At 56.8% G+C, this 22,560-nt stretch carries 22 protein-coding genes; 10 read left to right on the top strand and 12 right to left on the bottom strand.

Annotated features, from left to right (window positions below):
• The first annotated feature begins 132 nt into the window (after positions 1-132).
• Positions 133-795 (top strand): peptide-methionine (S)-S-oxide reductase MsrA, encoded by a 663-nt coding sequence (msrA, locus tag ACP15O_RS07480; protein WP_425095428.1) that lies wholly within the window; start codon positions 133-135, stop codon positions 793-795.
• Here msrA and ACP15O_RS07475 read toward each other — a convergent pair.
• Together ACP15O_RS07475 and ACP15O_RS07470 are read right to left on the bottom strand one after the other, a co-directional pair.
• Positions 792-1,664 (bottom strand): ribokinase, encoded by an 873-nt coding sequence (locus ACP15O_RS07475; RefSeq protein WP_425095427.1) that lies wholly within the window; start codon positions 1,662-1,664, stop codon positions 792-794. The two genes, msrA and ACP15O_RS07475, sit on opposite strands and share 4 nt — an antisense overlap.
• Positions 1,665-1,680: 16 nt before the next feature.
• The gene (locus tag ACP15O_RS07470; RefSeq protein WP_425095426.1) at positions 1,681-3,936 is read right to left on the bottom strand and encodes an NADP-dependent malic enzyme; all 2,256 of its coding nucleotides are present in this window, start codon (positions 3,934-3,936) and stop codon (positions 1,681-1,683) included.
• Positions 3,937-4,088: 152 nt separating this feature from the next.
• Between ACP15O_RS07470 and mutS the strand changes: the two genes are divergently transcribed.
• Positions 4,089-6,725, top strand: coding sequence for a DNA mismatch repair protein MutS (gene mutS, locus ACP15O_RS07465; protein ID WP_425095485.1), 2,637 nt, complete (start codon positions 4,089-4,091; stop codon positions 6,723-6,725).
• Positions 6,726-6,773: 48 nt separating this feature from the next.
• On the opposite strand, the gene ACP15O_RS07460 is transcribed toward mutS, so the two are convergent.
• Together ACP15O_RS07460 and hrcA are read right to left on the bottom strand one after the other, a co-directional pair.
• Positions 6,774-7,334 (bottom strand): nucleotide exchange factor GrpE, encoded by a 561-nt coding sequence (locus tag ACP15O_RS07460; RefSeq protein ID WP_425095425.1) that lies wholly within the window; start codon positions 7,332-7,334, stop codon positions 6,774-6,776.
• A gap of 10 nt (positions 7,335-7,344) precedes the next feature.
• Positions 7,345-8,409, bottom strand: coding sequence for a heat-inducible transcriptional repressor HrcA (gene hrcA, locus ACP15O_RS07455; protein ID WP_425095424.1), 1,065 nt, complete (start codon positions 8,407-8,409; stop codon positions 7,345-7,347).
• 111 nt (positions 8,410-8,520) lie between these two features.
• Between hrcA and rph the strand changes: the two genes are divergently transcribed.
• From rph to ACP15O_RS07435, 4 genes are read left to right on the top strand one after another with little or no spacing between them, the layout of a single operon-like run.
• Complete coding sequence (gene rph, locus ACP15O_RS07450; RefSeq protein WP_425095423.1) at positions 8,521-9,237, top strand: ribonuclease PH; 717 nt, start codon at positions 8,521-8,523, stop codon at positions 9,235-9,237.
• A complete protein-coding gene (gene rdgB, locus ACP15O_RS07445; RefSeq protein WP_425095422.1) occupies positions 9,230-9,838 on the top strand; it encodes an RdgB/HAM1 family non-canonical purine NTP pyrophosphatase in 609 nt (202 codons plus the stop codon). Before rph ends, rdgB begins: the two co-directional genes overlap by 8 nt.
• Positions 9,831-10,988 carry a radical SAM family heme chaperone HemW gene (hemW, locus tag ACP15O_RS07440; protein ID WP_425095421.1) on the top strand — a complete coding sequence of 386 codons (1,158 nt, stop codon included), beginning with the start codon at positions 9,831-9,833 and terminating at the stop codon, positions 10,986-10,988. The genes rdgB and hemW overlap by 8 nt, the downstream gene beginning before the upstream one ends.
• Positions 10,989-10,990: 2 nt before the next feature.
• Positions 10,991-11,344: a YbaN family protein gene (locus tag ACP15O_RS07435; protein ID WP_425095420.1), complete on the top strand. Its 354-nt coding sequence runs from the start codon at positions 10,991-10,993 to the stop codon at positions 11,342-11,344.
• Here the strand turns inward: ACP15O_RS07435 and ACP15O_RS07430 are convergent.
• From ACP15O_RS07430 to rho, 6 genes are read right to left on the bottom strand one after another with little or no spacing between them, the layout of a single operon-like run.
• On the bottom strand, positions 11,334-12,236 hold the full coding sequence (locus ACP15O_RS07430; RefSeq protein ID WP_425095419.1) for a ParB/RepB/Spo0J family partition protein: 903 nt from the start codon (positions 12,234-12,236) through the stop codon (positions 11,334-11,336). The two genes, ACP15O_RS07435 and ACP15O_RS07430, sit on opposite strands and share 11 nt — an antisense overlap.
• Before the next feature lie 18 nt (positions 12,237-12,254).
• On the bottom strand, positions 12,255-13,064 hold the full coding sequence (locus tag ACP15O_RS07425) for a ParA family protein (protein ID WP_425095418.1): 810 nt from the start codon (positions 13,062-13,064) through the stop codon (positions 12,255-12,257).
• Positions 13,057-13,665, bottom strand: coding sequence for a 16S rRNA (guanine(527)-N(7))-methyltransferase RsmG (gene rsmG / locus ACP15O_RS07420; RefSeq protein ID WP_425095417.1), 609 nt, complete (start codon positions 13,663-13,665; stop codon positions 13,057-13,059). Before rsmG ends, ACP15O_RS07425 begins: the two co-directional genes overlap by 8 nt.
• The gene (mnmG, locus tag ACP15O_RS07415) at positions 13,662-15,530 is read right to left on the bottom strand and encodes a tRNA uridine-5-carboxymethylaminomethyl(34) synthesis enzyme MnmG (RefSeq protein ID WP_425095416.1); all 1,869 of its coding nucleotides are present in this window, start codon (positions 15,528-15,530) and stop codon (positions 13,662-13,664) included. The genes rsmG and mnmG overlap by 4 nt, the downstream gene beginning before the upstream one ends.
• A gap of 12 nt (positions 15,531-15,542) precedes the next feature.
• A complete protein-coding gene (gene mnmE / locus ACP15O_RS07410; RefSeq protein ID WP_425095415.1) occupies positions 15,543-16,832 on the bottom strand; it encodes a tRNA uridine-5-carboxymethylaminomethyl(34) synthesis GTPase MnmE in 1,290 nt (429 codons plus the stop codon).
• 24 nt (positions 16,833-16,856) lie between these two features.
• Positions 16,857-18,128 carry a transcription termination factor Rho gene (rho, locus tag ACP15O_RS07405; protein ID WP_425095414.1) on the bottom strand — a complete coding sequence of 424 codons (1,272 nt, stop codon included), beginning with the start codon at positions 18,126-18,128 and terminating at the stop codon, positions 16,857-16,859.
• A gap of 583 nt (positions 18,129-18,711) precedes the next feature.
• Here rho and ACP15O_RS07400 point away from each other — a divergent pair.
• The 4 genes from ACP15O_RS07400 to dnaQ are packed head-to-tail and all read left to right on the top strand — an operon-like array spanning position 18,712 to position 21,461.
• Positions 18,712-19,311 carry a Maf family protein gene (locus ACP15O_RS07400; RefSeq protein WP_425095413.1) on the top strand — a complete coding sequence of 200 codons (600 nt, stop codon included), beginning with the start codon at positions 18,712-18,714 and terminating at the stop codon, positions 19,309-19,311.
• On the top strand, positions 19,308-20,141 hold the full coding sequence (locus ACP15O_RS07395; protein WP_425095412.1) for a shikimate dehydrogenase: 834 nt from the start codon (positions 19,308-19,310) through the stop codon (positions 20,139-20,141). Before ACP15O_RS07400 ends, ACP15O_RS07395 begins: the two co-directional genes overlap by 4 nt.
• Entirely contained in the window at positions 20,138-20,731 is a 594-nt protein-coding gene (gene coaE / locus ACP15O_RS07390) for a dephospho-CoA kinase (protein ID WP_425095411.1), read from the top strand. The genes ACP15O_RS07395 and coaE overlap by 4 nt, the downstream gene beginning before the upstream one ends.
• Complete coding sequence (gene dnaQ, locus ACP15O_RS07385) at positions 20,724-21,461, top strand: DNA polymerase III subunit epsilon (RefSeq protein ID WP_425095410.1); 738 nt, start codon at positions 20,724-20,726, stop codon at positions 21,459-21,461. Before coaE ends, dnaQ begins: the two co-directional genes overlap by 8 nt.
• Here dnaQ and secB read toward each other — a convergent pair.
• Together secB and ACP15O_RS07375 are read right to left on the bottom strand one after the other, a co-directional pair.
• Positions 21,458-21,943: a protein-export chaperone SecB gene (secB, locus tag ACP15O_RS07380; RefSeq protein ID WP_425095409.1), complete on the bottom strand. Its 486-nt coding sequence runs from the start codon at positions 21,941-21,943 to the stop codon at positions 21,458-21,460. The genes dnaQ and secB overlap by 4 nt on opposite strands.
• A 55-nt stretch (positions 21,944-21,998) precedes the next feature.
• Positions 21,999-22,478, bottom strand: a complete 480-nt coding sequence (locus ACP15O_RS07375; protein ID WP_425095408.1) for an FxsA family protein — start codon at positions 22,476-22,478, stop codon at positions 21,999-22,001.
• Positions 22,479-22,560 lie beyond the last annotated feature (82 nt).

Below are 22,560 nucleotides of genomic sequence, written 5' to 3'. Positions count from 1 at the left end.
TCGGGACCAAGCTACATCTGGATTCAACTGGCGCAAGCGGCTTCACGGCGTCTCACCCTTGCGTGACATTCGATTGCAGGGGATTGGCGAACAACTGGGCGTAAGTCATCCTGACACCAAAGGGGAATAGCCATGACCACACATTTCAAGACGCTTAAACCTGCCTTATTGGTGCTTGCCATCCTTTTCGGAGTGCTGCTGGAATGCAGCCGCGCCCAGGCCGCACCCACTCAGACTCTGACCGTAGCCGGTGGGTGCTTCTGGTGCGTGGAATCGGATTTCGAGCAGGTCAAAGGCGTGCAAGAGGTTGTCTCGGGTTACACCGGCGGGTCGGTCCGGAACCCGACGTACAAACAGGTGACACGCGGCGGCACAGGGCATTATGAGGCCGTTCAGATCCACTATGACCCTGATGTCGTCAGCGCAGCCCAGCTGTTGAACATGTTTTTCCGCTCGGTCGATCCGACGGACGCGGGTGGCCAATTCTGTGATCGCGGGGATAGTTATCGCACCGCAATCTTTGTATCCGGCACCAGGGAAAAGGCGATTGCCGAAACTGCGCTAAACCAGGCACAGAAATCGCTGGGGCAAAAAATTGTGACCCCAATCCTGCCCGAAACACGCTTTTTCAAGGCCGAGGCATATCACCAGGATTACTATAAGGGGGACAAAATCGTCCTGACTCGCTTTGGCCCGGTCAAACAATCCAAGGCGTATAAAAAATACCGCGAGGCCTGCGGACGCGACAAGCGGGTTAAGCAGCTATGGGGAAAGGCAGCGCCCTTCGCACATTAGAACGCCTGCACCTCTTTCAGATCTGGGATGACGTCAGCGGTGCCTTTACGAGTCACCATCAAAGCAGCCGCACGCGTGGCCAGATCAATGGCCTGAGCCGCGGGCAGCCCGCGATCCAGACCCGCCAGAAAATAGCCGGTGAAAGTATCGCCTGCGCCCGTAGTGTCCACAGGATCGACCTTGAGCGCGGGAAAGCTCTGAGGTTCGAAATCACGATGCCGCTCGAACAGAACGCAGCCCTCAGCGCCGCGTGTCACCAAAACCGTGGACACATCCATCTCGGGGCCGGGCACCAGCCCGGTTGCAGAATGCAGCTGCTCCATCTCGATCGCGTTCAGGATCAACATGTCCAGCATCGGCAGAATTGCAGTGATTGCCGCAACGGAAAAAGGAGCGGCGGCATAGGCGATCGTCAGCCCCAGTTTCGAGCCTATTTCAGCGGCAAACCTCTGTTTGTTGGTCTCATTCTGCATCAGCAGAATGTCACCGTGATGTGCTTCGGCCAGGGCCAGTCCCACAACGGATTCAGGAACATCGCGATTGGCACCGGGGTAAATCACGATGGCGTTTTCACCCTCATCATCCAGATGAATGATTGCATGGCCCGTCGGTTCCGAAACCTCGCGAATCCAGCGGGTATCGACACCGTATTCCGTCAGCCGATCCACCGCCCAGCGCCCGTCTGATCCAACCGCCCCGATATGCGCAGCCCGCGCACCGGCACGGGCGGCGGCCACCGACATGTTCGCGCCTTTGCCGCCCAGCCCACGCACCAGCGAAGAGGCCGCAATTGTCTCGCCCGGTTCGGGCAGATGCGGCACGCGATACAGGTAATCGGCATTGATAGACCCGAGGTTCCAGATGGTCATTCGGGCCCTCCCTGGGTTAACCCACCTTACACGCGGCCAGAATGGCCATGTTCAGAATGTCATTTGCCGTCGCGTTGGTCGAGCAAATCTGAATGGACTTATCCACGCCGGACAGGATCGGGCCGATCACCGTGGCCCCTGCCATTTCCTGCATCAGTTTCACGCTGATCGAGGCCGAGTGACGCGCAGGCACCACCAGAATATTCGCCGGGCCGGACAGGCGCTGGAACGGATAGGCCTCGGCGGCTTTGGCGTTCAGCGCCACATCGACGGTCATCTCACCCTCGTATTCGAAATCGACGCCGCGGGCCTCCAGCACTTTGGGGGCGATGTGCATTTTCTCGGCCCGTTCGGACACCGGATAGCCAAAGGTCGAGAAGCTGACAAAGGCCACACGCGGGTCCAGCCCCAGATGCCGCGCCACCCCGGCCGAGCGTTCAGCGATGTTGGCCAGATCCTCTTCGTCGGGCCATTCATGCACCAACGTATCCGAGATCAGCACGATCCGCCCCTTATGGATGATCGCAGTGACGCCAGCCGCGCCATGTTCGGCATCGGCGTCAAACACATGGTTGATCAGCTCCATCACGTGGGCCGATTTCCGGGTCGCGCCAGTGACCAGACCATCGCCATGCCCATGCGCCAGCATCAACGCGCTGAAGACATGCCGGTCACGGGCCGCCAGGCGGTGAATATCGTGCCGGTCATAGCCCTTGCGTTGCAGCCGCTCGTACAGGAAATCCTTGTACGCATCCAAATGGCGGGTGTTGGCGGCGTTCACCACCTCCAGCTCGCGTACCGCATCGCCCATACCGGCGGCTTCCAGCTTTTCCTTCACATCGTTCTGACGGCCCACAACCAGCGCCTTACCCAGGCCCGAGCGTTGATACTGCACCGCCGCGCGCAGCACGCGGGGGTCGTCGCCTTCGGCAAAGATCATCCGCGCCTGCGCGTTCCGAGCGCGCGCGTTGATCCCTCGCAGGATGCTGGCGGTCGGGTCCATCCGGGTTTTCAGCGACACCTCATAGGCGTCCATGTCGATGATCGGGCGCCGCGCGGCCCCCGTGTCCATCCCGGCCTTGGCCACGGCGGGCGGGATCGTATAGATCAGGCGCGGGTCAAACGGCGTGGGAATGATGTAGTCGCGGCCAAAGCTTAGCGCCTTACCATAGGCCATCGCCACCTCATCCGGCACATCCTCACGGGCCAGTTCGGCCAGCGCCTCGGCGCAGGCGATTTTCATTTCGTCATTGATGGCGCGGGCATGAATATCCAGCGCCCCGCGGAACAGATACGGGAAGCCCAACACGTTGTTCACCTGGTTGGGGTAATCCGACCGTCCGGTGGCAACAATCGCATCGGCGCGCACGGCGTGGGCCTCTTCGGGGGTAATTTCCGGATCGGGGTTCGCCATGGCGAAAATCACCGGATTGTCGTTCATGGATTCCACCATTTCAGGCGTTACCGCACCCTTGACCGACACGCCCAGGAACACATCGGCGCCCACCATCGCCTCTTCCAGCGTGCGCAACTCGGTTTTCACCGCATGAGCCGATTTCCACTGGTTCATGCCCTCGGTCCGGCCCTGGTAAATCACACCTTTGGTATCACACACGATGCAGTTTTCGTGCCGCGCGCCCATCGCCTTAAGCAATTCGATACAAGCGATCCCGGCAGCCCCCGCACCGTTCAGCACGATTTTCACATCTTCGATTTGCTTACCCGAGATATGCAGCGCGTTGATCAGGCCCGCCGCACAAATCACCGCTGTCCCATGCTGATCATCGTGGAAGACGGGGATATCCATCTCTTCCTTGAGCTTCTGCTCGATGATGAAACATTCGGGCGCTTTGATGTCCTCAAGGTTGATCCCGCCAAAGGTGGGGCCCATCAGCTTCACGGCCTTGATGATCTCATCGGGGTCTTCGGTATCCAGCTCGATGTCGATGCTGTTCACATCCGCGAACCGTTTGAACAGAACCGACTTGCCCTCCATCACAGGTTTCGAGGCAAGCGCCCCCAGATTCCCCAGCCCCAGAACCGCCGTACCGTTCGAAACCACGGCCACAAGGTTCCCCTTGTTGGTATAGTCATAGGCCGTTTCCGGCACCGCGGCGATCGCCTCGCAGGGAACCGCCACACCCGGCGAATAGGCCAGCGACAGATCCCGCTGCGTGGTCATCGGCACGCTGGGGGTGATGTCAAATTTGCCGGGGCTGGGTTCCAGATGGAAGGCCAGCGCCTCTTCGGGGGTGATGCGGTTTTTCGTCATGTGATCGGGCCTGTGAATGGTTGGGCTCACGCCTCATACATGTCTCTGGCCTCAGTCTCAACACAAACACGTTTTCGGCTTTCACCTGTTTGCGCGGATTTGTAAGGTTTGCCGGAACGAACAGGGGGACGGACGTGGGTAAAGTCACGCCAATGATGGCGCAATATCTGGAAATCAAAGAGGGCCACCCCGATGCCCTGCTGTTTTACCGGATGGGCGATTTCTATGAGATGTTTTTTCAGGACGCCATCGCCGCAGCCGAGGCGCTAGACATCGCGCTGACGAAACGCGGCAAACATCAGGATCAGGACATCCCCATGTGCGGCGTCCCCGTTCACGCCGCCGAGGGCTATTTCCTGACCCTGATCCGCAAAGGTTTCCGCGTTGCTGTCTGCGAACAGATGGAAGACCCGGCCGAAGCCAAAAAGCGCGGCTCGAAATCCGTGGTCCGACGCGAGGTCGTGCGGCTGGTCACCCCCGGCACCCTGACCGAGGAATCCCTGCTTGAGGCCCGCCGTCACAACTTCTTGGCCAGCTACGCCCAGGTACGTGATCAGGCGGCTTTGGCCTGGGTCGATATCTCGACCGGCGAATTCCACGTGATGCCTCTGGATCCGGTGCGTCTGGGCCCTGAACTGGCCCGTCTGCGCCCGTCCGAGGTGATCATTCCCGATAGCGACGATCTGTATATTGCTGGCTCCGATGCCCATAACCTGACCGAGATTATCGACGAAAACGGCGCTGCGGCCACGCCTCTGGGGCCCGCTGCATTCGACTCTACTTCGGCGCAAAAGCGGCTTTGCGCGCTGTTTGATGTCGGCTCGTTGGATTCGTTCGGGCAATTCACCCGCGCCGAGGTGTCCGCGATGGGCGCCACCGTTCAATATCTGGAAATCACGCAAAAGGGCAAACTGCCGCTGCTGCGCCGCCCCCAGCGCGAAGCCGAGGCCCGCGTGGTTCAGATCGACGCCGCGACGCGCCGAAATCTGGAGCTGACCCATGCGCTAAGCGGCGGCCGGGCTGGCTCGCTTCTGGCGGCGATTGATCGCACGGTAACCGCCGCCGGGGCACGCCTGCTTGAGCGGCGGCTGTCCAGTCCCTCGCGCGTGTTGAATGTCGTGCACGATCGCCTGAGCGCCGTCGATTTCGCCTATGAAAACACCCGCGTCGCCGCTGATCTGAATGACGCACTGCGTAAGGTGCCTGACCTGGATCGCGCGCTCTCCCGTCTTGGTCTGGATCGGGGCGGTCCGCGTGATCTGGCCGCAATCCGGAACGGCCTGGCGCAAGCCGGGCAAATCGCGGAAATTCTTAACGGCGCCCCCCTGCCCCAGCTTCTGAACCAGGCCGCGCAGGATCTGATCGGACACGAAGATCTGCTGGACCTGCTGGATCAGTCCCTGGTCGCCGAGCCCCCCCTTCTGACGCGCGACGGCGGCTTTATCGCCCCCGGTTTTGATAACGAGCTGGACGAAATGCGCCAACTACGCGACGAAGGCCGCAGCGTTATTGCCGGAATGCAGCAGGAATACATCGCTGATACCGGAATTAACTCTTTGAAAATTAAGCATAATAATGTTCTTGGCTATTTCGTTGAGGTCACCGCGACCCACGCCGAAAAAATGCTGTCCGAACCCCTGTCGGACACGTTTAAACATCGCCAGACAACGGCCAATCAGGTGCGCTTTACCACAGTGCCACTATCTGAAATGGAGACGAAAATCCTCAACGCCGGTGGCCGCGCTCTGGAGATCGAAAAACGCGTATTCGAGACGCTCCGTCAGGCTATTCTGCACGTCGCGGACAAGGTTAACGCCGCCGCCCGCGCGCTGGCAGAAATTGACCTATCCACGGCTCTGGCCGATCTGGCGCGGGGCGAGAATTGGTGCAAACCCAAGGTAGACAACAGCCGCGCGCTGAACATACAGGGCGGGCGTCATCCGGTTGTCGAACAGGCGCTGCGCAAACAGGGAAATACGCCTTTCGTTGCCAATGATTGTGACCTGACCGCGCAAAATGACAGCGCCGCAATTTGGCTGCTGACCGGCCCGAACATGGCCGGTAAATCGACCTTTCTGCGGCAGAATGCTCTTATTGCGCTGCTGGCTCAGATCGGCAGTTACGTGCCGGCTCAATCGGCGCATATTGGGATGGTCAGCCAGCTGTTCAGCCGCGTCGGAGCCTCGGATGATCTGGCGCGGGGGCGCTCAACCTTTATGGTGGAAATGGTCGAAACCGCCGCAATTCTGAACCAGGCCGACGACCGTGCGCTGGTAATCCTGGACGAGATCGGGCGCGGCACCGCTACGTATGACGGGCTGTCCATCGCCTGGGCCACACTGGAACATTTGCATGACGTGAACAAATCGCGGGCCCTGTTCGCAACGCATTATCACGAGATGACCTCGCTTGCTGAGAAGCTGACCGGCGTGGCAAACGCCACCGTCGCAGTGAAGGAATATGAGGGCGAGGTGATTTTCCTGCACGAGGTGCGCAAGGGCGCGGCGGATCGGTCTTACGGTGTTCAGGTCGCCAAACTAGCCGGTCTGCCCGAGGCCGTTGTCGCCCGCGCGCGGATCGTTCTGGATGCTTTGGAAAAAGGCGAGCGTGAGGGCACCAAGAAAGAGGCGACGATTGACGATCTGCCACTGTTTTCTGCCGCGCCGCCGCCCGCCCCCGTTCAGACCAGGGACTCCGAGGTGGAAAAGCGCCTAGAGGACGTCCACCCGGACACGATGACTCCGCGTCAGGCTTTGGATCTGATTTACGAGCTGAAAGCCCTGAAATGAAAACTCCCGCCAAAGAGCGGGAGCTGACTGTTTCATATGGAACCGCGCTTATGCCGGGGTCGAGGACACGCCCACCTGCGCCGGGCGCAGCAAGCGATCATGCAGTTTGAACCCTTCGGCCGAGACCTGAATGATGTCACCTGCCTTGGTGCCGGGCACGGGGGCTTCGAACATGGCTTCGTGCAGGTTCGGGTCGAATTTTTCGCCCACTTCAGGCGCGATCAGCTCGATCCCGTGCTTTTTGAACACGTTCAGCAGTTCGCGCATGGTCAGCTCGACACCTTCCAGAACGGCGCCGAACTGGTCGCGGTGCTCATCCGTGACCGCATCCAGCGCGCGTTTCATGTTGTCATAAACGGGCAGCACATCGCGGGCCAGTTTCGAGCCGCCGTACTGCTCCCCTTCGCGGCGCTGTTTATCCGCGCGTTTGCGCGCGTTTTCGGCATCGGCCAGCGCGCGCATGAATTTATCTTTGTAGTCGTCGCGTTCGGCACGCAGCGCATCCACCTCCAGCTCGGCGTCCGAGATCTCTTCCATCTCGTCTGCAAAGGCCTCGGCTTCGGCGGTTTCGATGTCGTCAAGAAAATCGTCGTTCTTGGGCTCTGCCATAGTTCTACCTCTAGCTCCGGTCCGAAATCATTTTTCCGACCAGTTGTGCCGTGTAATCCACAATCGGCACGATCCGTCCATAGTTCAGGCGCGTGGGGCCGATCACGCCCACCGCACCGATAATTTTACGATCAGCGTTCATATAAGGAGAAACCACCAAAGAGGAACCCGAAAGTGAGAAAAGTTTGTTTTCCGAGCCGATAAAAATGCGCACACCTTCGCCCGCTTCGGTCAGTTGCAGGAATTCCTCGATGTCGCGCTTGCGTTCCAGATCGTCGAACAGCACGCGAATGCGATCCAGGTCTTCTCCGTTGCCTTCGGGGCTGAGCAGATTCGCACGGCCGCGGACGATCAGGCGCTCGTTGCGGTCGCCCTCGTTTTCCCAGACGGCCAGCCCGCTTTCGACCAGATCGCGCGCCAGCGCGTCAATCTCTTGCCGGCGGCTGTCGATGGCCTTGCGGATTTCGGTATGCAGATCGGACAGGGTTTTGCCCTCGATCAGCGCGTTCAGGAAATTCGCGGCCTCCCGCATGGACGAGGGCGTCTGACCGGGCGGCGGCGTGAACAGCCGGTTTTCCACATGACCATCGGCAAAGACCAGCACCACCAAGGCCCGCTCCGCCCCCAAGGACACGAATTCCAGATGTTTGATCGGGGCCTCGTGTTTCGGGGTCAGAACAATGGATGCCCCCTGCGTCACCCCGGACAAGGCCGTGCTGACCCGATCCAAAAGCCCGCCCACATCATGAGAATTCGTCGTCAGGGTTTCATCCAGTTTCAGCCGGTCCTGCTGATCCAGATCCCGCACCTCCAGGAACCCGTCCACGAACATCCGCAGCCCCATCTGCGTTGGCACACGTCCGGCGGACACATGGGGGCTGTCCAGCAGGCCCATATACTCTAGGTCTTGCATGACGTTGCGGATGGTGGCGGCGCTCACCTTCTCGCTTAGTGTGCGGGTCAGGCTGCGCGATCCGACGGGTTCACCATTATGCAGATAGCCCTCGACAACGCGGCGAAACACCTCGCGCGAGCGGTCGTTCAGCTCTTCCAGAATGTTGTTTTCCGACACCATGGCCCCTACCCTACCAGCACGCCATTAAAGAGCCAACGCGCCAAAGGTCAATCACCCTTGCGTTTCAGAAGGCTTGCCCTGTATCTGACCCTTAACAAAAGGGGAATTATCATGCGTCCATCCGGTAGACAGCTGAACGAAATGCGCACGGTTTCGATTGAAACTGGCGTCACCAAACATGCAGAGGGTTCGTGCATGATCCGCATGGGCGACACCCATGTTCTATGCACCGCCACGATCGAGGACCGCGTGCCTCCGTTCATCAAGGGCTCGGGTCTGGGCTGGGTGACAGCGGAATACGGGATGCTGCCCCGATCCACCACCAGCCGGATGCGCCGCGAGGCAGCAGCGGGCAAACAAGGCGGAAGAACCGTTGAAATTCAACGCCTTATTGGTCGATCCCTGCGCGCTGGCGTGGATCGCGTTGCCCTGGGCGAACGTCAGATCACCGTGGATTGCGATGTCATCCAGGCTGATGGCGGCACCCGCTGCGCCTCGATCACCGGGGGGTGGGTTGCGCTGCGTCTGGCCGTGAATAAGCTGATGAAGGCCGGTATCGTAAAGACCGATCCGTTGGTCGAGCCCGTCGCCGCCGTGTCCTGCGGGATTTACGCCGGTCAGCCCGTGCTGGATCTGGATTACCCCGAAGATAGCGAGGCCGGCGTGGATGGAAACTTCATCATGCTGGAAAGCGGTCGCCTGATCGAGGTGCAAATGTCCGCCGAGGGCGCCACCTACACGCGCGACCAGATGAACCAGTTGATGGATCTGGCCGAAAAAGGCGTCGCCGAACTGGCCGCAGCGCAAAAGGCCGCTGTTGATGCGTAAGTTCGACGGCGATCAGCTGGTTCTGGCCAGCCATAACAAAGGCAAGCTGCGGGAAATCGCGGCTTTGCTGGCACCTTTCGGGATTTCTGTGTCCTCGGCCGCCGATCATGGCCTGGACAAACCCGAAGAAACCGAGGACACTTTCGCCGGAAACGCCCGGATCAAGGCGCATTACGCCGCGCAAAAAACCGGCCTGCCCGCGCTGTCCGATGACAGCGGGATTTCCGTGGATGCCTTGGACGGCGCGCCCGGCGTTTACACCGCTGATTGGGCCGAAACACCGAACGGGCGTGATTTCGCCATGGCGATGGAAAAAACCTGGGCCCTGCTAGAGGCGAAAAACGCCCCCTTCCCCCGGTCCGCCGCGTTCAACTGCACGCTTTGCCTGGCCTGGCCAGATGGCCATGATGAACTGTTCGTCGGCAAAGTCGAAGGCCAGGTCACCTGGCCCATGCGCGGCGAACACGGTTTTGGCTACGATCCGATCTTTGTGCCCAACGGGTTCGACATCACTTTTGGTGAAATGGACCCCGCAGAAAAACACAAGATGAGCCACCGCGCCGACGCTTTTGCCAAACTGGTGGCAGGCTGCTTTGATTGAGGATTGGCAGAACGGTGGCTTCGGGATTTACGTCCATTGGCCGTTCTGTCAGGCCAAATGCCCCTATTGCGATTTCAACAGCCATGTTGCCCGAGAAATTGATCAATCCCGCTGGCTTAGAGCCTATTTATCCGAAATTGACCGATACGCCGAGATGTGCGGTGGACGGCCTCTGAACTCGGTTTTCTTTGGCGGAGGGACGCCCAGCTTGATGGACCCCGAGGTGGTTCATGGCATTCTGGAGCGTATCCGCTCGAACTGGTCACTGTCCAATAATGCTGAAATCACGCTCGAAGCGAATCCCGGCTCTGTCGATGCGGGGCGTTTTTCTGGCTATGCACAGGCGGGGGTGAATCGCGTTTCGATGGGGATTCAGGCTCTGAATAACCGTGATTTGCGTCTTTTGGGGCGTATTCACTCTGTCGAAGAGGCCAAATTCGCCTTCGATATCGCCCGCTCTCAGTTTGATCGGGTCAGCTTTGATTTGATCTACGCCAGGCAGGATCAGACCCTGGCCGATTGGCAGGCCGAACTGCGCGAAGCCCTCTCGATGGCGATTGATCATGTGTCTCTGTATCAGCTGACAATCGAGCAAGGTACAGCCTTTGGCGATCGTTATAATCGCGGCGGGCTAAAGGGCCTGCCTGCTGATGATCTGGCCGCAGATATGTACGAAGCGACACAGGACATCTGCGGTGAAGCTGGAATGCGGGCCTATGAGGTATCAAATCACGCAAAGCCCGGCGCCGAGTCCCTGCACAATTGTATCTATTGGCGCTACGGAGACTACATCGGCATCGGCCCCGGTGCGCATGGACGCCTGACGCTAAACGGCCAGAAACACGCTACCGAAGCATATTCGAATCCCCAAAAATGGCTTGATCTCAGCGTGAGCGGACAGACCGAGCGGCAATTTGAACCGCTCTGCCCGCATGACCAGGGGAATGAATATCTGATGATGGGGCTGCGCCTACAAGAAGGTATCTCAGTCTCACGGCTGGAAAATCTGGCGAACCGCCCCTTGAATGCCAAGCAACTAAGCTACCTACAGGATATCGGCATGATCGCGCTGAAAGGCGACAGTCTGTCAGTATCCAAAGAGGGTAGAATGGTGTTGAATACTGTTATCCGAGAACTGTTGATAGACTGACTATGCGCTACATATGGGCCATTTTAGGGTTGATTAGTGTCGCAATCGGGCTTGTTGGGATCATTTTACCTCTTGTCCCAACGGTGCCTCTTATGATTCTGGCTGCGTTCTTTTTTGCCCGCTCTAGCGAGAGGCTGCACAATTGGCTGATCTCTCATCCTACCTTTGGGCCTTCGATCCAGGACTGGCAGGATCACGGAGCGATCAGCGCAAAGGGTAAGCGTATTGCCACTCTTTCAATCGCCGTGGTTTTTGCGATTTCGCTGATCATGGGTCTGCGCCCGATGATCCTGATTATTCAGGCCATCACGCTGGGCGCAGTTCTGACTTTCATCTGGACGCGCCCTAATTCATAGATGACAGAAGGCGGCAAACCTCGTCCAGTTGCTCTAAATTATTGTAGCTGATCGTGACCTTACCGGATTCTTGCCCGTCAGAGTGATCAATCGAGACTTTCATACCCAGATTTGCGCTCAGATCGCCCTCTAATGCGCGGGTATCTGCGTCCTTCTCAGGCTTGGATCGAGCCGTTTTAGGCGATGTTTGGGTCGATTCCTTCGGGCCTTTTGCCAGTCTTTCCGTCTCACGTACCGAGAGATTTCCATTGATCACACGTTTCGCCAAAGCAACCGGATCCTCGGCGGTGATCAGCGCGCGGGCATGGCCGGCCGACAATTTCCCATCGCGGACAAACTCTTGAACCTCTTCAGGCAAGTTCAGCAAACGCACCAGATTGGCGATATAGCTGCGGCTTTTCCCTAAAACCTCAGACAGTTTTTCCTGTGTGTGTCCGAATTTCTCCATCAACTGGCGATAGCCCGCAGCCTCTTCGACGGCATTCAGGTCCGCGCGCTGGATGTTCTCGATGATCGCAACCTCAAGAACTTCGGTATCATTAAACTCACGCACCAAGATAGGAATGCTGTGCAGTTGAGCCATCTGAGCCGCACGCCAGCGGCGCTCGCCTGCGACGATCTCATACTCGCCACTTTTTCCAGGGCGATGGCGCACGATCAACGGCTGAATGATGCCCTTTTCCTTGATCGAGGCGGCCAGTTCATCCAGCTGTTCAGCAGTAAAAGTACGCCGAGGCTGATCCGGATTAGGGAAAATCTTCTCGACTGGAACCGTCAAATCCGCACGTCGCTGACCTCCCTCTTCAGGGGCAGTCTCAGTCGGAGCAACATCAGCCATCAACGCGGACAGGCCACGCCCCAAACCGCGGGGTTTGTTTCGTTTTTCACTCATATCAGCCTCATTTATTTCTTATGCCGCGGCGCGGACGTTATTATTCAAAAGCTCGCGCGCGAGATCCAGATAGGCCAAAGCGCCCTTGGATTTCGGATCGTATTCCAGAACGGGCATCGCAAATGAGGGCGCCTCGCTCACACGGACATTTCGGGGAATGACCGTAGAAAACACCAAATCCCCAAGATTATCGCGCGCGTCATCTTCGACCTGCTGAGACAAGTTGTTGCGTGCATCATACATCGTCAACACAACACCTTCGATCCGAAGGTTCGGATTCGCCGTCTGCCGCACCTCTCGGATGGTCAACATCAATTGCGACAATCCCTCTAGCGCAAAGAATTCGGATTGTAGAGGCACCAGAACGGAATGCGCGGCAACCATTGCATTCACAGTCAGCAAATTTAGCGAAGGCGGGCAGTCAATCAGAACGAAATCAAAGGCATAAGCATCCATCGCGTGCTGTCGCAAGGCATCATGCAGCAGGAATGACCTTTTTTCATTTGAAATCAGCTCTATATCCGCCGATGATAAATCAACCGTCGCCGGGACGATGGACAAATCCTTGGTGTTCGTTTGTTGAATCACCTCTGACAGATCAGCATCGTCAAGCAACAGCTCATAGGTAGTGAATTCACGATCTTCGGTTTCGATTCCCAACCCGGTTGAAGCGTTTCCCTGCGGATCAAGGTCAATAATCAGCACGCGACACCCCAATGCGGCAAGCGCCGAGCCAAGATTGATCGTCGTTGTGGTTTTTCCGACCCCACCTTTCTGATTGGCTACGGCAATGATTTTCGGTCCGGGCGGACGGGTCGGATCAGACACGGGAAATACCTCCGATTCTTAGAATGACGGCCCCTGGTTCCGTTTTACTCTTAGTCTGTTCCCATTCAAAAAACCACGAGGCTTCTGCCGTTTGAACCTCATTTTTCCAGTTGACGCCTTTGGGGAACAAAGCAATGCCCGATTCTTGCATATGACGCTGAGAAAACTCTAACAAAACGGACAAATCCGCCAATGCTCGTGCAGATAGGACATCGGCGTTCAACGGTAAAGTTTGCTCGATTCTATCGGTGATCACCTGGGCATTCAGCCCAATTTCACGAATAACTGTCCGCAGGAAGACAGATTTACGTGCATCGCTTTCAACCAATGTAAACAACGCCTGCGGGTTGCGTCCCTGGGATAATATTGCGCAAACAAGCCCCGGAAAGCCTCCGCCACTTCCCAAATCAACCCAATGCTGAAAATCTACCGGCGCAAGATCGAAAATCTGCGCTGAATCTTGGATATGGCGCTGCCAAACCGCATCAATCGTGGATTTGGACACCAGATTGATGCGGGGATTCCACTTTTTCAGAAGCTCTACATAGGTTTCGAGCTTCTCGATTGTTTCACGTGAAACATCCAGGTCTGCTTTGGTCACGCTGAACGATCTCTCTTTTCCTGCCTTAGCTTGGCCAACAGCAGCATTAAGGCGGCTGGGGTCATTCCCTCGACACGACTGGCATGAGCCAAAGTTCGAGGTCGCGCCAAAGTCAACTTTTTAGTCAACTCATTCGACAACCCCTCTACACCCTCATACGAGAACGCATCAGGAATAACATGCTGCTCATCGCGCTTCATTGCCTCGACATCGCGCTTCTGCCGATCAATATAATTCGCATAAAGCGCATCCTTGGCCAGCTGCGATTTTGTTTCTTCATCCAATTCAGAAACGCTATGATCCAGCTTTTCAAGAAGCCCGAAATCAGCGTCCGGAAAAGCCAGAATCTGGTAAAGATTGCGACGAGCCCCGTCTTGATTCACCTTCATTCCTGCCTTCGCCAAATCCCGAGAAGAGAAATCCGAGCCCTTCAACAGGGCCTCTCCTTTCGAGAGCCTATCAGCTTTTTCCAGGAATATACCCGCACGTTCAGAGCCAACGCATCCAATTTCTATCCCCAAAGGCGTCAGTCTTTGATCTGCGTTATCCGCGCGCAAAGACAGGCGGAATTCAGCGCGCGAGGTAAACATGCGATAGGGTTCAGAAACGCCTCGGGTGATCAGATCATCAATCATGACGCCGATATAGCTCTCTCGGCGACTAAAATGAATTGGATCCTTACCCAGAGCATCGGCCGCAGCGTTCAAACCTGCAACCAGCCCCTGTGCAGCGGCCTCTTCATATCCGGTGGTGCCGTTGATTTGACCAGCCAGATAAAGGCCAGGAACGGTTTTTACCGCCAGACGATCATCCAGCGCACGTGGATCAACATAGTCATATTCGATCGCATATCCAGGCTGTAATATTTCCGCATCCTCAAGCCCATAGATTGACCGTACATAGGATTCCTGAACATCCTGAGGAAGCGACGTAGAGATACCATTCGGGTAAACCGTATGATCATCCAGACCTTCTGGCTCTAGGAAAATCTGATGCGAGGCCTTATCGGCAAATCGTACGATCTTATCCTCAATCGAGGGGCAATATCGTGGCCCTACCCCCTCAATATGCCCGCCATACATTGCGGACCGAGACAGGTTATCCCGAATGATCTGATGGGTTGTCTCATTCGTGTGGGTGATTCCGCAAGAAATCTGACGAACTTGGGGCCCTTTCGATAGGAAAGAAAACATTGCCGGATCATCATCGCCCGGCTGCGAATCCAAAAGATCCCACTTGATTGTGCGCCCATCCAGGCGAGGCGGAGTTCCCGTTTTCAAACGTCCCAGAGGCAGATCGAAACTATCCATCCGTTCAGCCAAGGGGACTGAGGGGCGATCTCCCATCCGGCCTCCGGGGTGTTGAACATCCCCAATATGAATCACGCCGCGCAGAAATGTCCCGGTCGTCAGGACGACATTCCGGGCGGGTATCATACTGCCATCTTCTAAGATGACCCCGCGAATACGCCCGTTTGACTGGATAAAATCGGTAACCTCGCCTTCCAGAATGGTTAGATTCTGCGCCTCGGCCAGCTCTTTTTGCATAGCATGGCGGTAAAGTTTACGATCCGACTGGGTTCGGGGCCCCTGCACAGCTGGGCCTTTTCTGCGATTTAACAATCGAAACTGAATACCCGAGACATCGGCCACACGTCCCATCACGCCGTCCATGGCGTCAATCTCTCGAACAAGATGGCCTTTCCCAAGCCCCCCAATCGCCGGATTACAGGACATCACGCCGATTCCCGCATAGGTCAGCGTAATCAAGGCCGTCTTTGCACCCATACGCGCAGCCGCATGGGCGGCATCGCATCCTGCGTGACCTCCGCCAATGACAACAACATCGAAGTCGAATTGTTTCACGTGAAACACTCCTTACTTCCCAAGACAAAAACTCGAGAAAATCTCATCCAGAACATTTTCCACATCTACGCGGCCAACCAAGGAGTCCAAGGCACGAATTGCCGTTCGTAATTCCTCGGCTGCCAGATCAGTCATTTCTTCTCCGGATAGGGCTAAATCCCTAGCAACTGCCAGAGACATCGCTGCCTGGATCATCGCAATCCTATGCCGTTCGCGCGTGGCAACCCCAACAGACGAGGCGCGCTCCCCCAGAATTTGAGTAACCTTGCTTACCAGATTCGAAACACCCGCGCCACTGATCCCGGAAATGGCATCCGTCTTATCCTTCAGCAGATCAGCCTTAGCCCGGAAAATCAGATCTTCGGGTTCGGGTTCAAAATCCGGAGGATTCCCGTCCTCAATCAGAAAAACACGCAGATCCGCAAGACGCGCGCGTTCACGTGCCCGCGCGATTCCGATTTCCTCAACCTTATCCTCTGTTTCGCGCAAACCTGCCGTATCCAAGACGGTGACCGGGACGCCGCCCAGATCCATCCGGACCTCGATAACGTCGCGCGTTGTCCCGGCAAATTCAGAGGTGATCGCCGCATCCCGACCCGCCAAAGCATTCAGCAGCGTGGATTTTCCGACATTCGGCGCGCCGACAATCGCCACCTCGAATCCAGTGCGTACCCGTTCAGCAGCCGACGCCCCCTTGACCTCAATATCAAGCGAGGCGACTGTTTTATCAATTAATTCAGAAACTTCGGGCGAAACATCCGTAGGAACCTCTTCGTCAGCGAAATCAATCGTAGCCTCTAACAGAGCAGCCGCACGTATAAGATCAGTCCGCCACACCTCGGCTTTCTTACCCAGATCACCCGAAAAAACCCTGAGCGCCTGACGTCTTTGCGCCTCGGTTTCCGCATCAATAAGATCCGCCAATCCTTCGACCTGAGCCAGGTCCAGACGCCCATTTTCAAGCGCACGGCGGGTAAACTCTCCAGGTTCGGCGGGTCTCAGCCCTTCAATTTCTGCCAGTTCGCGTAGCACCGCCGAGGTGATCGCCGTGCTGCCATGTAGCTGAAATTCGACAACAGGTTCGCCGGTAAAACTGGCTTTACCCGAGAAGACAAGCACCAAGGCTTCGTCCAGTCGCCCACCCTGAGAATCCAGCAAAATGCGCAGACCAGCCACCCGAGGTTTCGGCAGTTTCCCCTCGCACAGGGTTTCCCCCGCATGATGTGCCAAAGGGCCGGAAACGCGGATCACCGCGACCCCGGCCTTGCCATAAGCCGTGGCAAGGGCGAAAATCGTGTCCATCTTCTAAATCCCCTGCCCGCTGGATCAGGCGTTCATTGAATCGAAGAACTCGCTGTTCGTTTTGGTCTGTTTCAGCTTGGAAATCAGGAATTCAATCGCGTCCGTGGTGCCCATCGGATTCAGAATACGGCGCAGGACAAAGGTCTTTTGCAGGTCGATCTTATCCACCAGCAGATCCTCTTTCCGGGTGCCGGATTTCAGGATGTCCATCGCCGGGAAGACGCGTTTATCCGCCACCTTACGATCCAGCACGATTTCCGAGTTACCAGTACCTTTGAACTCTTCAAAGATCACCTCGTCCATACGGCTGCCGGTGTCGATCAACGCGGTGGCGATGATGGTCAGCGAACCGCCCTCTTCCACGTTCCGCGCGGCACCAAAGAAACGCTTGGGGCGTTGCAGCGCGTTTGCGTCCACACCACCGGTCAGAACCTTACCCGAGGACGGCACGACAGTGTTGAACGCCCTACCAAGTCTTGTAATCGAGTCCAGAAGAATCACAACATCTCGTTTATGCTCGACCAGACGCTTGGCTTTTTCGATCACCATTTCAGACACGGCAACGTGGCGCGTGGCTGGCTCATCAAAGGTCGAGGAGACAACCTCGCCTTTCACGCTGCGCTGCATGTCTGTCACCTCTTCGGGGCGTTCGTCGATCAGCAGGACGATCAGATAGCATTCGGGATGGTTGGCCTCGATGCTGTGCGCGATGTTTTGCAGCAGCACCGTTTTACCCGTCCGCGGAGGCGCCACAATCAGCGAACGCTGACCCTTACCAATCGGCGCAACCAGGTCGATGATCCGGGCCGAGCGGTCCTTGATCGTCGGATCCTCAATTTCCATTTTCAGGCGCTCGTCAGGGTACAGCGGCGTCAGGTTATCAAACGCGATCTTGTGACGCGCCTTTTCAGGGCTTTCAAAGTTGATACCTTCAACCTCGGTCAGCGCGAAATACCGTTCGTTTTCCTGGGGCGCTTTCATCACTCCTTCGATCGTGTCCCCGGTCCGCAACGAATGTTTGCGGATCATGTCAGGCGAGACATAGATATCATCGGGGCCGGGCAGATAGTTTGCCTCGGGCGAGCGCAGAAAACCAAAACCGTCTTGCAGCACTTCCAGCACGCCATCACCGCCAATGACCGAGCCATCGTCGGCCATTTCGCGCAGGATCTGGAACATCATCTCGCCCTTACGCATGGTCGAGGCGTTTTCGATCTCCAGCTCTTCGGCCATGGACAGCAGATCTTTGGGGCTCTTGGCTTTGAGTTCAGACAGATTCAGACGTGGTTCGGACATGTAAATAGCACCCTGAACGGCCCCATTGGGCACGCTTCATTTCATATGGATGGAAAATCGCTCCCTCGGACGAGGGGTTGGATAGGTAAATAGGCTGTCCTCGGGACCGAGTCAAATCTTTCGCATTTTCTAAGTTTAAACCGGGATTAACCAATGGGGACTTAGGCTCAGAGGATCAAACCGGGGCTGATCGCCCGGTCCTAAATAAAATATAAAAAGAAAAGAAAGGATGATGATGATTTAGGTATCCAGATTTCCGTGGATTACTGGGTTATTCCACCTGTTATCATCTTTTTCGTACGGGGCGTGAAATCTTAGCCGATTCTGTGCACATTAACTATTTCTATCATAAATTTCATGTACTTAGTATTTTCCCACAGATTGAAGAAGCATGTGGATATCCCGTGGGAAATATGTGGGCAGACAACTTATCCACCGCGCTTTGGTTTTCCTTGTCCTCTTGGGGAAAAACTGTGATCCGGCAGGTGGAAAATGCCTGAGTTTTCAACAGTTCAGAAACCTCGGTGACTTGTCCGAAATCCTTCCTTAAGAAGTTCGATGAGTCTTCCACGAGGTTATCCACATGGCCATGAACCTGATCCTGGCATCCGGGTCTGAAATCCGCCGTCAGCTGCTTATGAATGCGGGCGTTCCCCTGACCGTGCAAAAGGCGCGGATTGACGAAATCATGATCCGCGATTCGCTGCTGGCCGAAGAGGCAAAGCCGCGCGACATTGCGGATGCTCTGGCCCAGATCAAAGCACAGAAAGTCAGCGAAAAGAACCCCGGCGCGCTGGTTCTGGGCTGCGATCAGGTGTTGGAGTTCGACCGGCGCATTTTGTCAAAACCCCACGACATCGAGGAGGCCCGGAACCAGCTGCTTGCCCTGCGTGGGCAGCGTCACATGTTGCTCTCGGCTGCGGTGATCTGCGAGGACGGCAAACCTATCTGGCGTCATATCGGGCAGGTACGTCTGCGAATGCGCAGCTTCTCGGATGAGTATCTAACAGACTATCTGACACGCAACTGGCCCGGTATCGGGGACAGTGTGGGGGGATATAAGCTGGAAGAGGAAGGCGTCCGCTTGTTTTCCAGCGTGGATGGCGATTATTTTAACGTGTTGGGCCTGCCCCTGCTGGAATTACTGAGTTACCTGACCATCCGAGGAGACCTACCAGGATGAGTACGCAAAAGATACCGCTGGCAGGGGTGATCGGTTCACCAATCGGTCATTCCAAATCTCCGCGTTTGCATGGCCATTGGCTAAAGAAATACGGGCTTCCCGGCCATTACATCCCGATGGAGGTTGCGCCGGACGATCTGGAAACCGTGCTGCGCACCCTGCCTAAGGCTGGCTTCGTTGGGGCCAACATCACCGTCCCCCACAAAGAGGCCGCGCTGGAAATTGCCGATGTCATCACCGACCGCGCTACTTTGATCGGAGCGGCGAATACGCTGATTTTCCGCGAAGATGGCAAAATTCACGCAGATAATACGGATGGCTACGGTTTTCTTGAAAACCTGCGTCAGGGCGCGCCTGAATGGGATCCGGTCTCGGGGCCCGCGGTGGTTCTGGGTGCCGGTGGGGCCGCGCGCGCGATTTTGGCCTCGCTTTTGTCGGCCGGTGTGCCTGAAATTCTGCTGACCAACCGCACCAAAATCCGCGCCGAAGCGTTGCAGCAAGAGTTCGGCGCACGGATTACCGTTGTCGATTGGGTACAAGCCGGCAATGTCATGGAGGACGCGGCGCTGCTGGTAAACACGACCTCTTTGGGCATGACCGGCAGCCCCGAGTTGCGCATTCCTCTGGACGGTCTGAACTCTGGTGCTGTTGTCACCGACATTGTTTATGCCCCGCTGAAAACCCGGCTGTTGCAAGTGGCCGAGGAAATCGGCTGTCATACCGTGGACGGGCTTGGGATGCTGATCTATCAGGCAGTCCCCGGATTTGAGCGCTGGTTCGGCCAGCGCCCCGAGGTAGACGAGGAAATTCGCAGGATCATGCTGGCATGAGCTTCAAACTCGGACTGACTGGCTCTATCGGCATGGGCAAATCGACCACGGCCAAAATCCTGGCCGAAGAAGGCTGCGCAATCTGGGATGCGGACGCAGCCGTGCACCGCCTGTATTCCAGCGGCGGCAAGGCCGTTGCACCTATGCAGAGCCTGTTTCCGGATGCAATCGTCGATGGCGCTGTGTCGCGTGATCGGCTTAGAGCGATCATTCAGGCGGACCCGTCCGCGTTAAAAAAGATCGAGACAATCGTGCATCCTCTGGTGGCTGAAGACCGTGCTGATTTCATCGCTGCGGCTGACGCGGATATTCTGGTGTTCGATGTGCCTTTGATGTTCGAAACGGGCGGCGATCGGAATATGGATGCGGTTCTGGTTGTTTCCGTCCCTGAAAATATCCAGCGGGATCGCGTCATGGCGCGTGGCACGATGACCGAGGCCCAGTTTCAGGCGATCAAAGCCAAACAGATGCCCGACGCTGAAAAACGCGCGCGTGCGGATTTCGTGGTAATCACGGACAGTCTGGGCCATGCGCGCGCACAGATTCAGGATATTCTGGAGCAAATCAGAAAGGGCCAGGCCATTGCGTGAAATCGTGCTGGATACGGAAACCACGGGTTTTGATCCGTTCAGAGGCGACAGGATCGTTGAAATCGGCTGTGTGGAGCTGGATAATCACATGCCTACCGGCAACACGTTCCATGTCTATATCAACCCCGAACGGGGGATGCCGGACGAGGCTTTCGGCGTGCATGGAATCGGCCCAGATCTGCTGGATCCGCCACGGGATGCACGCGCGGGCGAAGTGACACTGCTGGACAAGCCGGTTTTTGCCAAGGTGGGCCGCGATTTTCACGAATTTATCGGGACTGCCAAGCTGGTCATTCATAATGCCAGCTTCGATATGAAGTTTCTCAATGCCGAGCTGAAATGGATGGGTCTGCCCGAAATCCCCATGGATCGCGCGATTGATACCCTGGGCATGGCGCGGCAGAAATTTCCGGGTTCGCCTGCGACACTGGATGCCCTGTGTCGTCGATTTGCGATTGATAACTCGAACCGGACATTGCACGGGGCATTGCTCGATTCCGAGATTCTGGCCGAAGTCTATCTGGAACTGATCGGCGGGCGTCAGCCGGATTTCGCGTTGAATGCCGTGGTTGAAAGCCGGGTTTCTGATGTGGGATATGACAGCGATTGGCGCCCGTTTCCGCGCCCTGCCCCTCTGCCCTCGCGTGTCACAGAAGAAGAAACCGCCGCCCATCAGGCCTTTGTAGACAAGATGGGCGACGGCGCTTTGTGGAAGAAGCTGGGCTCTTAGGAAACCGGGGCTGCGCCCTGCTCGGCCTGACGCCGGGCCAGCTCGTTGCGATACAGCGCAACGAAATCGATGGTTTCCAGGTTCAGCGGCGGGAAGCCCCCATCGCGGGTGACGTCGCTGACGATCCGGCGCAGGAAGGGGAACAGGATGCGCGGGCACTCGATCAGCAGGAACGGGTGCATCTGATCCTCGGGCACGCCCTCGATGTGGAACAGGCCCACATAGTCAATCTCCATCAGGAACAGCTTTTCGCCATCTTCCTTCGAGGTCGATTCCACGTTCAGCTTGATCGCGACTTCGAACTGATGCTCGGCCGAGCGTTTCTTTGCATCCAGATTCACCTGAACATTGATCGCGGGAACGGCCTGACCGCTGGCGCCTTTTTGCGCCAGGATGTTTTCAAAGGACAGGTCGCGAACGAACTGGTTCAGCACGTTCATCTTCAGTTGCGGTGCGGCAGCGGCGGCGCCATTTTCGGACATTTCGGTCTCCTGACAAAATTACTTGGCCGTTGTGTATCAGGATGGTTTTACGCCCTCAATGCTTGGTCCATCCCGAAGGCCGATGAGTCGTACGGTTTCCAGGGTCAATCTCGTAAAATTCGCCGTCGATCGTGTCAGAGTCCGCGCGGGGCTGATGCATCGGCCCGGCACCCATGGAAAAGCTCTGCACCTTCACGCGTTTGCGCAGGTAGTGGAAAACCGCCGAACGCACGGCCGGAATCAGCAGGGCAAAGCCCATCGCATCGGTGAAAAACCCCGGCGTCAGCAGCAACACGCCGGAAATCAGAACCATGGCGCCATGGGCCAGGGGCTCGGTCGGGTCGTCCAATTCGGCAAAGCTACGTTGCAGATTGCCCATGGCCAGCCGCCCTTGTGCGCGCATCAGGGATGTCCCGAGGATGGCCGTCAAAATGACGATCCCCAAAGTGGGCCAGGTCCCGATTGCACCGCCAACCTGAATGAACAGGGCGATCTCGATGATCGGAACCGCGATAAAAGCAATTAACAGCCACATGAACGTGCTCTCCTTTCGTGCCCGTGCGGTGGACTTGGCCGCCGGTAGCCCCTACATAAGAACGAGTTTCACAGGTTTAAAT

It is taken from the genome of Youngimonas ophiurae (nom. illeg.) (genome assembly GCF_049803795.1).
In the GTDB taxonomy this organism is placed as follows: domain Bacteria; phylum Pseudomonadota; class Alphaproteobacteria; order Rhodobacterales; family Rhodobacteraceae; genus Thalassobius.
The sequence above is the reverse complement of the archived record's forward strand: the minus strand, read 5'-3'. Positions and strand labels throughout refer to the sequence as shown.